The 14,849-nt window shown below is 62.9% G+C and carries 13 protein-coding genes; 6 read left to right on the top strand and 7 right to left on the bottom strand.

Annotated features, from left to right (window positions below; genetic code table 11):
• Positions 1-14: 14 nt before the first annotated feature.
• The gene (locus V6767_RS05850) at positions 15-1,478 is read right to left on the bottom strand and encodes an NAD(P)H-hydrate dehydratase (protein ID WP_448472616.1); all 1,464 of its coding nucleotides are present in this window, start codon (positions 1,476-1,478) and stop codon (positions 15-17) included.
• A gap of 361 nt (positions 1,479-1,839) precedes the next feature.
• Here V6767_RS05850 and V6767_RS05845 point away from each other — a divergent pair, with 361 nt between their 5' ends.
• From V6767_RS05845 to hspQ, 3 genes are all read left to right on the top strand, one after another.
• Complete coding sequence (locus tag V6767_RS05845) at positions 1,840-2,178, top strand: P-II family nitrogen regulator (RefSeq protein WP_018063299.1); 339 nt, start codon at positions 1,840-1,842, stop codon at positions 2,176-2,178.
• A 69-nt stretch (positions 2,179-2,247) separates the two neighbouring features.
• A complete protein-coding gene (gene glnA, locus V6767_RS05840) occupies positions 2,248-3,657 on the top strand; it encodes a type I glutamate--ammonia ligase (RefSeq protein WP_448428826.1) in 1,410 nt (469 codons plus the stop codon).
• A 128-nt stretch (positions 3,658-3,785) separates the two neighbouring features.
• Positions 3,786-4,115: a heat shock protein HspQ gene (gene hspQ, locus V6767_RS05835; RefSeq protein ID WP_448428824.1), complete on the top strand. Its 330-nt coding sequence runs from the start codon at positions 3,786-3,788 to the stop codon at positions 4,113-4,115.
• Positions 4,116-4,189: 74 nt separating this feature from the next.
• Here the strand turns inward: hspQ and V6767_RS05830 are convergent, their stop codons facing one another.
• Complete coding sequence (locus tag V6767_RS05830; RefSeq protein WP_448472583.1) at positions 4,190-4,837, bottom strand: invasion associated locus B family protein; 648 nt, start codon at positions 4,835-4,837, stop codon at positions 4,190-4,192.
• Positions 4,838-5,083: 246 nt separating this feature from the next.
• Between V6767_RS05830 and V6767_RS05825 the strand changes: the two genes are divergently transcribed.
• Complete coding sequence (locus V6767_RS05825; RefSeq protein WP_448472582.1) at positions 5,084-6,901, top strand: extracellular solute-binding protein; 1,818 nt, start codon at positions 5,084-5,086, stop codon at positions 6,899-6,901.
• A 150-nt stretch (positions 6,902-7,051) separates the two neighbouring features.
• Here the strand turns inward: V6767_RS05825 and V6767_RS05820 are convergent, their stop codons facing one another.
• From V6767_RS05820 to miaA, 4 genes are all read right to left on the bottom strand, one after another.
• Positions 7,052-8,002, bottom strand: a complete 951-nt coding sequence (locus V6767_RS05820) for a mitochondrial fission ELM1 family protein (protein WP_448472581.1) — start codon at positions 8,000-8,002, stop codon at positions 7,052-7,054.
• Between the two features lie 359 nt (positions 8,003-8,361).
• Positions 8,362-8,934 (bottom strand): acetolactate synthase small subunit, encoded by a 573-nt coding sequence (gene ilvN / locus V6767_RS05815; RefSeq protein ID WP_448472580.1) that lies wholly within the window; start codon positions 8,932-8,934, stop codon positions 8,362-8,364.
• Between the two features lie 17 nt (positions 8,935-8,951).
• A complete protein-coding gene (locus V6767_RS05810) occupies positions 8,952-10,724 on the bottom strand; it encodes an acetolactate synthase 3 large subunit (protein ID WP_448472579.1) in 1,773 nt (590 codons plus the stop codon).
• Between the two features lie 268 nt (positions 10,725-10,992).
• Positions 10,993-11,898, bottom strand: coding sequence for a tRNA (adenosine(37)-N6)-dimethylallyltransferase MiaA (gene miaA, locus V6767_RS05805; protein WP_448472578.1), 906 nt, complete (start codon positions 11,896-11,898; stop codon positions 10,993-10,995).
• Here miaA and serB point away from each other — a divergent pair.
• Positions 11,897-12,784 carry a phosphoserine phosphatase SerB gene (gene serB, locus V6767_RS05800; protein ID WP_448472577.1) on the top strand — a complete coding sequence of 296 codons (888 nt, stop codon included), beginning with the start codon at positions 11,897-11,899 and terminating at the stop codon, positions 12,782-12,784. The genes miaA and serB overlap by 2 nt on opposite strands.
• Positions 12,781-13,335: a GNAT family N-acetyltransferase gene (locus V6767_RS05795; protein ID WP_448472576.1), complete on the top strand. Its 555-nt coding sequence runs from the start codon at positions 12,781-12,783 to the stop codon at positions 13,333-13,335. Before serB ends, V6767_RS05795 begins: the two co-directional genes overlap by 4 nt.
• Before the next feature lie 3 nt (positions 13,336-13,338).
• Here the strand turns inward: V6767_RS05795 and V6767_RS05790 are convergent, their stop codons facing one another.
• Positions 13,339-14,841 (bottom strand): Do family serine endopeptidase, encoded by a 1,503-nt coding sequence (locus V6767_RS05790; RefSeq protein ID WP_448472575.1) that lies wholly within the window; start codon positions 14,839-14,841, stop codon positions 13,339-13,341.
• Positions 14,842-14,849 lie beyond the last annotated feature (8 nt).

Below are 14,849 nucleotides of genomic sequence, written 5' to 3'. Positions count from 1 at the left end.
ATCGGCAATGCGTCTCAGCGCCCGCCCTCGATAATCTCGTGGATGGAAGGCAGATGGGTCGGCAGGTCCTCCGCCGTCAGCCCCCCGCCTGCCCGGTTCCCCGCCTCGCCGTGGAACCATGCCCCGGCCGCCGCCGCCTCGAAGGCCGGCACGCCCTGCGCCAGCAGCCCGCCGATGATGCCGGAAAGCACATCGCCGGAGCCGGCGGTGGCAAGCCATGGCGGGGCGTTGGCATTGATCGCGATCCTGCCGTCCGGCGACGCGATCACGGTGTCGGCGCCCTTGTAGAGCACCACGGCATGGGCGCGTCGGGCCGCCTGCAACGCCTTTTCGGGTTTGCCGAGGTCGCCGTCCTCGGCGAGGTCGGGAAAGAGCCGCGCGAATTCGCCGGCATGGGGCGTCATGACGCAGGTTTCCGGGGCCGCGGCCAGCCGGTCGAACAGCGCCCGCGGCTGCTCCGCGAAGGCGGTCAGTCCGTCGGCGTCGAGCACCAGCGGGCGTCCGATCAGCGTCTCCACATAATCCCGCGTTTCCGCGCCGACCCCGAAACCGGGGCCGAGAACGAAGGCCGACAGCCGCTTGTCGGCGATCCAGTCTCTGAGCGCCGCGACATCCTCGATGCGTTTCAGCATGATCGCCGTCAGATGCGCGGCGTTGACGAGGATTGCCTGCGGCGCTGCCGCGATCGTGACCAGCCCGGCGCCCGCCTTCAGCCCCGCCATCGCTGAAAGCCGGGCCGCGCCCGTCGCCGAAGCGCCGCCGGAAAACACGCCGAGATGGCCGCGTTTGAACTTGTGCGAGTCGGCGCCTGCGCGCGGCAGGCGCTCGGCCCACAGCGCTGGCGTGTTGAGATGGTGGTCGCCGGCCGCTTGCGCCAGTATGCGGCGCGGAATGCCGATATTGAACACCTCCAGCCGGCCGCAATGCGCGCGGCCGGGCAGCAGGTAATGGCCCGGTTTGGCCGCCATGAAGGTCACGGTATGCGTGGCCTTGAAGGCAGCGCCAAGCACTTGGCCCGTGAGGCCGCTGATGCCGGACGGCAGGTCGACGGCCATCACCGGCAGCCCCTCCGCCCGCGCGACAACGGCGGCAATCTCATCGGAAAGCGGCCGGGCGAGACCGGCCCCGAAAAGCGCGTCGACAATGACATCGCCCTGCTCCGGCCGAAAGGTATCCAGTCGCTTGCTGTCCATGCCGCAATCCTGCCGGGCCCGAAGGGCATCGCCGGAGAGCCTGCCGGGATCACCGAGGTGAAACACCGCCACCTTCATGCCGGTTTCCGCAAGCGCGCGGGCCGCGACATAGCCATCGCCGCCATTGTTGCCGGGCCCGCACAGCACCACCGCGCGCCTCGCCGCCGGGTAGTGCCGCAGCAGGCAGGCCGCGACCGCCCGCCCCGCCCTGACCATCAGCGCGTAGCTGTCTATACCGCTCTCAGCGGCCAGCGCGTCCGCGCGCCCCATTTCCTCAGGTGTCATCAGCAAGGCCGGCACTCCTTTGTTGCGGGTGAATAGAGCGGAAAACCGCTTGCTGATGCAAGAGGCGACTTTCTTCTGGCTAGTTGGTAATCAATTGCCTATTAATTGAACACAGGTTGCTGCTCAAAAATCATGCGCCCTCGCCGTCAACGCCCTTGAAATGCCGCGCTATTGACCTGAAGGCGCCTTTTGGCGAACCTGATTTCGGTGCCACATGCGGAATGCTGCGGCAATCGCGAGGCCGCAATTTCATTTCGGTGGATTTGCACGAAGAACAATCGAACTTGGCATGCAATGTGCATTAGAAGTTCCGAGCGGGCTGACGCCTGCTTCAACGGGAGAAGCGGAGAGCAATTTTCTCATGAAAAAGATCGAAGCGATCATCAAGCCTTTCAAGCTCGACGAAGTGAAGGAAGCCCTTCAGGACGTCGGCCTGCAGGGCATCACTGTCACGGAAGCCAAAGGCTTCGGGCGCCAGAAGGGTCACACGGAGCTCTACCGGGGCGCTGAATACGTCGTCGACTTTCTTCCCAAGGTCAAAGTCGAGGTCGTTCTGGCAGACGAAAACGTGGACGCGGTCATCGAAGCCATCCGCAATGCCGCTCAAACCGGGCGTATCGGCGACGGCAAGATCTTCGTTTCCAATGTCGAGGGCGTCGTGCGCATCCGCACCGGCGAAACCGGCGTTGACGCCATCTGATCCATCCCTCCTCTTTTGACAAAGATGGGGCATCCCTATCGTCATCTTCTTATGCAAGGAAAACGTTAAATGACGACAGCTTCTGAAATTATGAAACAAATCAAAGACAACGACGTCAAGTTCGTGGATCTGCGCTTTACCGACCCCAAGGGCAAGCTGCAGCACGTGACGATGGACATTTCCGCTGTCGATGAAGATTTGTTTGCCGACGGCATCATGTTCGACGGTTCGTCGATCGCCGGCTGGAAGGCCATCAACGAGTCCGACATGGTGCTGATGCCCGACACGGCAACCGCCCATATGGACCCCTTCTTCGCCCAGTCGACCCTGGTCGTGTTCTGCGACATTCTTGAGCCGCTCACCGGCGAAGCCTATAACCGCGACCCGCGCACCACGGCCAAGAAGGCGGAAGCCTATCTGAAGTCGACCGGCATCGGCGACACCACCTATTTCGGTCCCGAGCCGGAATTCTTCGTGTTCGACGACGTGCGCTTCAACGCCGAGCCCTACAACACCGGTTTCCAGCTCGACAGCATCGAACTGCCGTCGAACGCCTTCACCGAATATGAAACCGGCAACATGGCCCACCGTCCGCGCACCAAGGGCGGCTATTTCCCGGTTCCGCCGGTCGACAGCATTCAGGACATGCGTTCGGAAATGCTCACGGTTCTCGCCGAAATGGGCATCACCGTCGAAAAGCACCACCACGAAGTGGCTTCGGCCCAGCACGAACTGTGCATGGTGTTCGACACCCTGACCCGCATGGCCGACAAGACCCAGATCTACAAGTATGGCGTCCACCAGGTTGCCCATGCCTATGGCAAGACGGCCACCTTCATGCCGAAGCCGGTCTTCGGCGACAACGGCTCGGGCATGCACGTGCACCAGTCGATCTGGAAGGACGGCAAGCCGACGTTTGCCGGCGACGGCTATGCCGGCCTGTCGGAAACCTGCCTCTATTACATCGGCGGCATCATCAAGCACGCCAAGGCGATCAACGCCTTCACCAACCCGCTGACCAACTCCTACAAGCGTCTGGTGCCCGGCTACGAAGCGCCGGTTCTGCTCGCCTATTCGGCCCGCAACCGTTCGGCCTCGTGCCGTATCCCGTTCGGCTCCTCGCCGAAGGCCAAGCGCGTTGAAGTTCGCTTCCCCGATCCGGGCGCGAACCCCTACCTCGCCTTCGCCGCGCTGATGATGGCCGGCCTCGACGGCATCAAGAACAAGATCCATCCTGGCGATGCCATGGACAAGGACCTGTACGACCTGCCGGCCGAAGAGCTGAAGGAAATCCCGACCGTCTGCGGCTCGCTGCGCGAAGCGCTGGAAAGCCTGGACAAGGATCGCGAGTTCCTGACCGCCGGCGGCGTTTTCGACGACGACCAGATCGATGCCTATATCGCTCTGAAGATGGAAGAAGTCATGCGTTTCGAAATGACCCCGCATCCGGTCGAATTCGACATGTACTACTCGGTCTGATCACCGACCGTTGTGACGATGAGCCGGCTGCCTTCGGGCGGCCGGTTTTTTTGTGCCTGATGCCCCGCGGACACACCCCTTGCACCTGGCAAAACGCATTTCCATATAGAATACGAAAGGAAATGCTCATGAAAATACGCGAAGCGAAATACAATATCGGCGATATCGTCCGCCATAGCGCGCTTCCCTTTCGGGGCGTGGTATTCGATGTCGATGCGGAGTTCTCCCGCTCCGAAGAATGGTATAACTCCATCCCGCCGGAAATCCGGCCCAGCAAGGATCAGCCGTTCTACCATCTCGTGGCCGAGAACGAAGAAAAGGGTTATGTCGCCTATGTCTCCGAGGGTAATCTCGAGCTGGACATGAGCGGCGAGCCGTTGCGCAACCCGCAGGTCGGCGAAATATTCATGGTAACCGACAGCGGCCATCTCGCGCCGCGCTTTGCCAGCACGCATTGAGCGGATGCAAACAGCAAAAAGGCCCGGCTGAGATTTTCAGCCGGGCCTTTTTAAGGTCGAAACGACAGTGGCTATCAGTTGCCCGTCGTGGCGTTCTGCTGGGCTTCCTCGATCTTCTTGCGGCGATCGACGGCCATTTTCTTGATCGACTCGTCCAGATTGCGCTGGCTTTCGACCAGGTCGGGCTGGCTGATCGGGTCGCCGTCAAAGGCGGCGGTAAAGCCGGAAAGCGTCAGGTCGACCGGGTTCGGCTGCTGGCGCATGTTGACCGAGGTGAAGGTCACCTTGCCGCCGCGCTTCATGGCGTTGACCAGCGTATCGTTGAGCGGCGCCTGGGCAATGCACTGTTCATTGGTGCAGATGGCGTAGTCGAGCTTCTGCGGCGCGGATGTATCGATCTGCATCTGCACGCCGGCCGGGATCAGGCGGAAGGTCGGCACGGTCACCTGAAGCATGGCCTGGCCGTTGCTGCCCTGCGGCTGGATCAGGCCGACGGCGGTCAGCACTTGGCCGTTTTCGGCGCGGGCATAGTTCTGCACGATGCAGACGCCGCCATTGCCGTTGTCGTTGCAGGTCTTGAACCAGCCCTGCGTGGGAGCCGCGCCAGCCTGGGGCTGCTGGGCCTGCTGTTGTTCCTGAGCCGAAGCGCCGGCGGCCGAAAGGCCCGCAATCGTGAAGGCGCAAACCGCGACACGCTTGATAATACTGGCGCGTGAAAGCATCAAAATCTCTCCTGGTTCATCTGCGTAAGGTCCGGGGACCCTGCATCGCTATTGTTACCGAAATGCGGCAAAGCCTCCCTGTTTCGGGCCTCAACCGCCAGTGTTTCCTCTGATATCGCCACATTGGACGCCAATCTACCCCCTCGGCGCCCAAAATTTGCGCCTGAAGCGATTTCGCGGCCTATTTCAGCTTTGTCAGCGGCCATGATACCATTCTTCCACGAATGGATACGACAGGGCGAATCGATGCGCTTTCTTGCTACTCTCCTCCTCTCCGCGGCGCTTTCGGGCGCGGCCGCAGCCGAACCCGTTCACGGCATCGCCATGCATGGCGAACCTGCGCTCCCCGCAGATTACCAGCATTTCAGCTACGTCAATCCCGATGTCAAGAAGGGCGGCGCGATCACCTATGGCGTTGTCGGCTCGTTCGACGCGCTGAACCCCTTCGTGCTGAAGGGCATGCGTTCGTCGGCCAGGGGGCTGTGGGACGAGGTGCTGGGCAATCTCGTGTTCGAGCCGCTGATGCAGCGCTCGCGCGACGAGCCGTTCACGCTCTACGGCCTGCTTGCCGAAAGCGTGGAGTGGGACGATGACCGCAGCTACGTCCAGTTCAACATGAACCCGGACGCCAAATGGTCGGACGGCGAACCGGTGACCGCCGACGACGTGATCTTCACCTTCAACCTTTTGAAGGAGAAGGGACGCCCGCCCTATAATCGCCGGCTTGCGCTGGTCGAGACGATGGAAAAGGTCGGCGACAATAGCGTGAAATTCACCTTCAATGCCGACGCCAATCGGGAAACGCCGCTGATTTTCGCGCTGATGCCGGTGCTTCCGGAACACGCGATTGATCCGGAAACCTTCGACACGGATACGATGACGACGCCGGTCGGCTCCGGGCCCTACTCGATCGCCAGGGTCGAGCCCGGTCAGCGCATCGTCTACGAGCGCCGCGACGATTACTGGGGCAAGGATGCGCCCTCGATGGTCGGCTTTGCCAATTACGACACGGTCACGATCGACTACTACCTTCAGGATTCGACCCTGTTCGAAGCCTTCAAGAAGGGCGCTGTCGATGTCTATCTCGATGATGACCCCAGCCATTGGGCCCGCGCCTATGATTTCCCCGCGGCCAGTGACGGCAAGGTGGTGAAGGACGTGTTCCACCCGAAGACGCCGACCGGCATGCAGGGCTTCGTGTTCAACACCCGCCGGCCGAAATTCGAGGATGCCCGGGTGCGCAAGGCGCTGTCGGATGTGTTCGATTTTGAATGGGTCAACAGGACGCTGTTCAACAATGCCTATCAGCGCACGCAGAGCTACTGGCAGAATTCCGCGCTCGGCGCCTATGGCAATCCCGCGAGCGCAGCCGAGCGCGAGCTGCTGGGCGATGCGATCGACGTGATCGACCCCGCGATTCTAGCGGGCGACTACGCCATGCCCGTGACCGACGGCTCCGGGGCCGACCGCAAGGTGCTGGGCGCCGCCGTGAAGCTGCTCGGTGAGGCCGGTTACAGGATCGCGAACGGCAAGATGACCGGGCCGGACGGCAAGCCGCTTGCCTTCGAGATCATGACCACGAATGAGGGCCAGGAGAAGCTGGCGCTTGCCTACCAGCACACGCTGAACCTGATCGGCGTTGCTCTCTCTATCCGCACGGTTGACGACGCCCAGTACCAGAAACGGCTCAACACCTTCGATTACGATATGATCGTGCTCCTGGCGCCGGGCTTCTGGTACCAGTCCTCGCTGTCGCCGGGCGCGGAACAGATCTGGCGCTGGGACAGCCGCTCGCGCGATGTCGAGGGCACGTTCAACTTCGCCGGCGTCGCCAGCGCCGATGTCGACCGGATGATCAACGACATGCTGGAAGCCCGCTCGACCCAGCATTTCACCGATTCCGTCCGCGCCTTCGATCGCCTTCTGGTCAACGGCCACTACATGCTGCCGCTCTATCACCGCGAAGGCCAGTGGGTGGCGCGCTGGGCGACGATTGAACATCCGGCCGAAACACCAATCTACGGCTATCAGTTGCCCACCTGGTGGGATCAGACCGCGCAGTGAGGCCTTTAGGTTGCCTGCGAGTGCGCGCCAGATAAACGAATAGGGTTTATGACGGAAGTGCCCGCGGCGGGCCCTGACAACAAACAGGTCTCACGGCGGTAGAAGTCCGCCTTCTTGCCGCGGCATATGCAGAAAACGCGCCTTCTGCACTCACCTGTCGCGCGTTGCAAGCGCCCTCCGGATCGCTTCCGCGATTTCTTCCGTCGCATCGACCGGTACATAGTCGTAGCGCTGCAACGCCCCCTCGAATGGTCTCGTCTGGCCCGCCGCATCCAACCGGTCGATGAAACCGGCGAGCTTGGGGTTGAGCCGGTAGGGGCGCATCGGGAAGACCGGTTTGCCGGTGGAAAGCGCCTCGCTCATCATGTTGTGCGAATCCGCCGTCACCGCCAGCATGTCGACAAAACCGAGCATTGCGCGATAGGGGTTGTCGGTCTCGGGCGACCAGATCCAGTGCGGGAAGCCGTCGAGCCGCTTGCGCAAAGCCGCCATCACCGGTTCGGGCGTGCGGCGCGACTGGGTGACGATGATGCTGCCGACCTCTGCCTTGGCGTGATCGATCTGCCGCATGAAATGATCCAGCGCCGCCGCCTGATCGCGCGTGCCGGAAACCGGATTGCCGATCAGTATGCCAAGCCGCGGCGACGGCAGCCGCTCCCATTCGGCCGGCCGCGCTTTGATCGCTTCCGCAATCGCCGCCGCCGTCAGCGGGTGCGGTCCGGTATCGGTGACCAGCACATTGTCGGCGCGAAACCGGTCGTGGCGCGGCATCCAGATCAGATCGGCGGCCGATTTGCCGATCCTCGGGTCCTTCAGGAAAACGGTCAATGTCCGGCCGCCCGAAGCGGCCTTCACGGCCTTGAGATAAGGCACCATGCGCCGGCCGCTCGCAATCGCGACATCGGGAAACGGCGGCGCGATCGGGCTGCCCGGCCTGCCGGGGCGATGTTTCGGCGGCACTGGCCCACGCGGCATCAGCCATTCCCATGGCTTGCCCGGCGCGATCACCTTTTCCTCGGCCACCTCGCCGAGCCGTGACACCACGCCCAGGCACTGCACCCGGTCCCCGATCTTGCCGTCCGTGAGTATCCAGATATGCAATGGAGAAGGCCTTTCCCGTGAACAGCGACATCCGCTTGTGGCGCCTCGCGACACAGACGTCAACAGCCGGACGTCCCGGACGGAGCGCAGAAAGACAAGGCGGCGAAGGCCGCTCAGCCCCGCCGCAAAGCCCCCCAATCTTCTCGCCCCGGAGGGGAGAGATGTCGCGAAAGCGACAGTGAGGGGGGAGCCTATCCCCTCGAACGCTCTCACAATTGGATACGCCGCGCCACCCTCACTGCCCCTTTCGGGGCATCTCTCCCGCGAGCGGGAGAGAGTATTGGGAGTAACCCGCCAAGGCATCTTCAGCTTGTCGGCAGCGGGCCTGCGAGTTACTCACACATATGCCAATGGCTCGCCTACATCCCCTCGGGGCCGCGGTTCATCGAGGCGGGGCCGGTGCGGCAGATTTCGACGAGGCCGAGCGGCTTCATGATGGCGATGAACTGGTCGACCTTCGAGACCTTCCCGGTAATCTCGAACAGGAAATGCTCCACGGTCGCGTCGACCACCTTGGCCTCGAAGGCATCGGCGAGCCGGAGCGCCTCCTGTCGCTGATCGCCATTGCCGACGACCTTGACCAGCGCGACCTCGCGCTCGACCGGCGGGGCCTGGCCCAGTTCGCGGGCGCGCACCGAAAGATCGACAACCTTGTGAACCGGCACCATCCGGTCGAGCTGAGCCTTGATCTGCTCCAGCACGTCGGGCGTGCCCTTGGTGACGATGGTGATGCGCGACAGATGCGCCTCGTGCTCGGTCTCTGAAACGGTGAGACTTTCGATGTTGTAGCCGCGCCCCGAGAACAGGCCGATGACCCGGGCGAGAACGCCCGGTTCGTTGGCGACGACGACCGAAAGGGTATGGCGCTCGGGCGCTGCGGTCTGGCTCGAAATGAAATAGGCCGAACCGGTGGGCTGTAGTTTCGCGTTCATTGTCTGACCTCTTTCACTTAAACGAGCTGACGGCCCTTGGCGTCGATGGCGGTGGCGACGGCCTCGTCATTGGCCTCGTCCGGCAACAGCATGTCGTTATGCGCCCTGCCCGACGGGATCATCGGGAAGCAATTGGCGAGATTAGCGACGCGGCAATCGAAGATCACCGGTTTCGGGCTGTCGATCATCCGCTGGATCGCCTCGTCGAGATCATCCGGATTGTCGCAGTAGATGCCCTCGGCGCCATAGGCTTCCGCCAGCTTGACGAAATCGGGCATCGCCTCGGTATAGGAATGCGACAGGCGGTTGCCGTGGAGCAACTGCTGCCACTGGCGCACCATGCCCATATACTGGTTGTTCAGGATGAAGATCTTGATCGGTGCATTGTGCTGGATCGCCGCCGCCATTTCCTGAATGCACATCTGGATCGAGGCATCGCCCGCGACATCGATGACCAGCGCTTCCGGATGGGCGATCTGGACGCCGAGTGCGGCCGGCAGGCCATAGCCCATCGTACCGAGCCCGCCCGATGTCATCCACCGCTTCGGCTCCTCGAAATCAATGAACTGCGCGGCCCACATCTGATGCTGACCGACCTCGGTGGTGATATAGGCGTCGCGACCCTTGATCGCCGCGTTCAGCCGCTCCAGCGCATATTGCGGCATGATCACGTCCTTGTTCGGCATATAGGCGAAGCAGTCGCGGCCGCGCCAGCGGTCGATATTCTGCCACCAGTCGTCGAGCGACGGCTTTTCGGCCGGCAGCGCCCGCCACAGCCGCACCATGTCCTCCAGAACATGGGCAACATCGCCGAGGATCGGGATATCGACGCGGATGTTCTTGTTGATCGAGGACGGGTCGATATCGATGTGGATCTTCTTCGAATTCGGCGAGAAGGCATCGACCCGGCCGGTAATGCGGTCGTCGAAGCGCGCGCCGATACAGACCATGACGTCACAGTCATGCATCGCCATATTGGCTTCGTATGAGCCGTGCATGCCCAGCATGCCCAGCCAGTTCTTGCCCGAAGCCGGATAGGCGCCAAGCCCCATCAACGTCGAGGTGATCGGGAAATCGGTCAGTTCGACCAGTTCGCGCAGCAGGCGCGAGGCCTCGTCGCCGGAGTTGATGACGCCGCCGCCGGTGTAGAGAACCGGGCGCTTGGCATGGGCCATCAGCTCGACCGCCGCCTGGATCGCCTCGGCATTGCCCTGGACCTTGGGCTGGTAGCTTTCGCGGATCATGTGTTCGGCAAGCGGCGTATAGCGGCCGGTTGCGAACTGAATGTCCTTCGGGACATCGACGACGACCGGGCCCGGCCGGCCGGTCTGGGCGATACGGAACGCCTCATGTATGACATCAGCCAGTTCGTTTACGTCCTTGACCAGCCAGTTATATTTCGTGCAGGGCCGGGTGATGCCGACGGTATCGCATTCCTGAAACGCGTCGGAGCCGATCAGCGCTGTGGGAACCTGGCCGGAAATGCAGACCAGCGGAATGGAGTCCATCAGCGCATCCTGCAGCGGGGTTACCGCATTGGTGGCGCCGGGGCCGGAGGTGACGAGCAGGACGCCGACCTTGCCGGTGGACCGGGCATAACCTTCGGCGGCATGGCCGGCACCCTGTTCGTGGCGGACAAGCACATGCTCGATTTCGTCCTGCTGAAAGATTTCATCATAGATCGGCAGCACGGCGCCGCCGGGGTATCCGAAAATGTGTTCGACCCCGTTTTCCTTCAACGCCTGCAAAACGATTTCGGCGCCTGTCATCATGTTGTCCGCTGCGGTCATCTCATTTTTCCGTTTGATGGTCCTGGGTTTCCTCGGGCATAAAAAAAGGCCCCTTCAAGGAGCCTGTCGTCGCGCATGGGTGGCTGCTGCCGGATGGTTACACCATCCTGCCCATGCGCGATCCCACCACAATAAGAAGTTCTTTCTTAGCCATGCTTGGCCTGATAGCCCGTCTTTCCGGTTCAGTCAACGCGCAACTGCAAGAAAAATGCCGTGAAACCCAGGCGCGCGCAATAAAATTAGCCGGCCTGAATGGGCATCCCTCGCCCTAACCCTTTGCCGGATCGAGCCTTTTCCATTCAGGCCCCATCTGGTTGCGAAACCAAGTCATCTGCCGCTTGGCGTATTGCCGCGTGGCGGCACTTGCCTTTTCGATCACCTCGGCGCGGCTCATCTCGCCGGAAAGCATGGCCGCGATCTCCTTCACGCCGATGGCGCGCATCACCGGCGCCGCGGGTTCGAGACCGAGCGCCAGCAGCGCCTCGACCTCCTCAATCGCGCCCGCCTCCAGCATCGTCTCGAAGCGGCGGTTGATGCGGTCATGGAGAACCGGCCTCTCCGGCAGCACCACGATCTTGTCCGCGCGCGCCGTATTGAGCAGCGGCGGCGGGTTCTCGGCCTGAAAATCGGCAATCGACCGGCCGCTGGCGTCAAACACCTCGAGAGCGCGGACGATCCGCTGACCATCGTTTGGCAAAAGACGCCTGCCCATGATCGGATCGATCGCCAGAAGCTGTCCGTGAAGCGCTGAAGCGCCCTCCTCATCCAGCGCCTGCCGCCATTTGGATCGGATATCGGCGGGCACCGGCGGCATTGCGGCAAGGCCCTCGGTCAGCGCCTTGAAATAAAGCCCCGTGCCACCGACGATCACCGGCACCCGCCCCTCGGCTTCAAGCTGCTTCAGCAACACATCCATGTCGCGCAGCCATGCGCCGGTCGAGTAATCACCGCCCGCCGGGACATGGCCGTAAAGATAATGCGGTATGCCCTGCGTATCCTCGACGGAAGGCCGCGCCGTCAGCACGCGCAGGGTGTCGTAGACCTGCATGCTGTCGGCGTTGATCACCACGCCGCCGACAGCTTCCGCCCGCGCGATCGCATAAGCGGACTTGCCGCTCGCCGTCGGCCCCGTTATCAGAACGGCACGCCAATGTTCACCTGAGGAAATCGCCATGGCTCTCGTTGCCACGCTTGTCGCCAATCCGTCAAACCCTGTCGTGACCGAGGACCTCGTTTCCCGGCTTTCCGACGCCGTGCGGACGGACAGGACGAACTGGCTGGCAACCGGCATCGCGGCGGATCTCATGCTATCCGAAAGCGCGGAGGTAGCGGCGGCGGAGAGCGCGCTCAGAACCGCAATCGGCGCGCTGCCGGTCGACGTGGTGGTGCAGGATGCCGCGACGCGTCGCAAGAAGGCGCTGCTGGCGGATATGGATTCCACCATGATCGGCCAGGAATGCATTGACGAGCTTGCCGCCGAAGTCGGCCTCAAGGACAAGGTCGCCGCCATCACCGCCCGCGCCATGAATGGCGAGATCGAATTCGAGCCGGCGGTACGCGAGCGGGTGGCGCTGCTCAAGGGCCTTTCGATCGGTATCGTCGACGAGATCATCGAAAAGCGCATCACGCTGACGCCGGGTGGCAAAGCGCTGATCGCGACGATGAAGGCAAATGGCGGCTATGCGGCGCTGGTTTCCGGCGGCTTTACCGTGTTCACTAGCCGGATCGCGGCCATGCTGGGCTTTGACGAAAACCGCGCCAATATCCTGCTGGAAGACGGCGGGAAGCTTACCGGCCATGTTGCCGATCCCATCCTCGGGCGCGAGGCCAAGGTCGAGGCGCTGCATGATGTCGCGGCCAAGCGCGGCATTTCCGTGGCCGATGTCATGGCCGTCGGCGACGGCGCCAACGATCTCGGCATGATCAAGCTCGCCGGCAGCGGCGTGGCGCTCCATGCCAAGCCGAAGGTCGCCGCCGAGGCCTCGATCCGCATCGACCACGGCGACTTGACGGCGTTGCTCTATATTCAGGGTTACCGCCAGGAGGATTTCGCGCCATGAAGCTCGCTGAAACCGAACGCCTGATCATCCGCAACTGGGAAAACCGCGACCGCGACCTGTTCCACGAGATCAATTCCGACGACACGGTGATGGCGTTCTTCCCGATGCGGCGCAGCAGGGCGGAGAGCGACGAACTCTTCGACATGATCCGCGCGATGATCGCCGAGACCGGCTATGGCTTCCCGGCCGTCGAACTGAAGGAAAACGGTGAGGTGATCGGCTTCACGGGCCTCAACAAGGTCTACAGCGCCGACATCAAACCGGACGGCGCGCCCGAGATCGGATGGCGGATGACGACGGTCCACTGGGGTAAGGGCTATGCCACGGAGGCCGCCCGCGCCATGATCGCGCTCGCCTTCGACGAACGCGGCCACGACCAGCTCGTCTCATTCGCGGTCGCCGACAATCATCGTTCGACCGCAGTTATGGAGCGGCTCGGCATGAAGCGCGATATCGATGGCGATTTCGACCATCCTTCGGTTCCGGACAGCCATCGGCACCTGAAACGCCACGTGCTCTACCGTCTCCACAAGGCGGACTGGCGGGGCTGAGACCTATTCCAGCACCAGGCTGACGATACTTAGCGCGCCGTCGGGGGCCGCAACCATCAGCGACACGCTGCGGCGGCCCTCGGAGATCAGCTTGACGATGCTTGAGCGCACCTCCTGCGGCGTCGAAACCGCATCCTGCTCGACCTCCACGATCACCATGCCGGGCTCCAGCCCCTCGTCGGCGCCGGCGCTGTCCGGCTCAACCTCGGTGATCAACACGCCCTCGACATCGCCGTCGATCTGGTAGAGCGCGCGGCCATTGTCGTCGAGATCGCCGAGCGTGAGGCCGTAAAGCGACACCGGGAGGCCGGGCTGGTCTGGCACGCCATCCTCCGGCAGGGCTTCATCGGCCAATGCCGGCTCGCTTTCCGCCAGCTCGGGCTCTTCCAGCAATTGCGGCGTCACCTGAACCGTCATCCGTTCGCCGTCGCGCACGATCTCGACATCTGCCGGCACCCCGATCCGGCTTTCGGCGACAAAGCGCGGCAGGTCGCGGGGGCTTTCGATCGGATGGCCGTCGAAACTGAGGATGATATCGCCTTCCTCGAGGGGGCCGTCGGCGCTCGGGCCGTCCTCGATGATCGAGCCGACCGCGACGCCCGATGGATCGTCCGAACCCAGCGAAGCCGCAAGGTCATCGCTGACCTCCAGCACGCGAATGCCGATCCATCCGCGCCGGGTCTGGCCGAATTCGACAAGCTGGTCGACGATATTCTCCGCCAGTTCGCTTGGCACGGCGAAGCCGATGCCGATCGAGCCGCCCGAGGGCGACAGGATCGCGGTATTGATGCCGATCACCTCGCCATACATGTTGAACAGCGGGCCGCCGGAATTGCCCTTGTTGATTGCCGCATCGGTCTGGATGAAATTGTCGTAGGGCCCGTCGAGCTCGCGCCCGCGCGCCGAGACGATGCCGAGCGTCACCGAGCCGCCGAGACCGAAGGGGTTGCCGATCGCCACCACCCATTCGCCGATCCGGACGGTGCGCGAATCGCCGAATTGCACGGCCGGCAGCGGCTCTTCGGGTTCCACCTTGAGGACCGCGAGATCGGTCTTGTCATCGACGCCCAGCAGCGTCGCGTCGAGCGTTTCGCCATCGGCGAGCGTCACGGAAATCGTGTCCGCGTTTTCGATAACATGGTTATTGGTGACGATGATGCCATCCGGATCGATGATGAAGCCGGAACCGAGCGATGACACCGGCCGGCTGCCGGGTCCGCCTTCGCCGTCGAAGAAGTCCTCGAAGAATTCCTCGAAAGGCTGGCCTTCCGGCACCTTCGGCACGGGCCGGTCGCCGGCATCGCCATCGCCTTCCTGCGAGATCGAGATATTGACCACGGAGGGCAACAGCCTTTCGGCCATGTCGGCGATCGAGACGTCGGAGAGGGTTTCCGCCTCCGCCCGACCGAGCGGACCCGCGAGCGGCGTCGAAGCGGCCAGAGCGACAGCAAGCCCGAGACCGGCAAGGCGGCGGCGGACAAAGAGGGAATCGACTGTCTTCGACATGAAGCCTC

This window comes from Martelella sp. FLE1502, from assembly GCF_053484255.1.
Note: the sequence above shows the minus strand (reverse complement) of the source record. Positions and strands in the feature narration are given on the sequence as shown.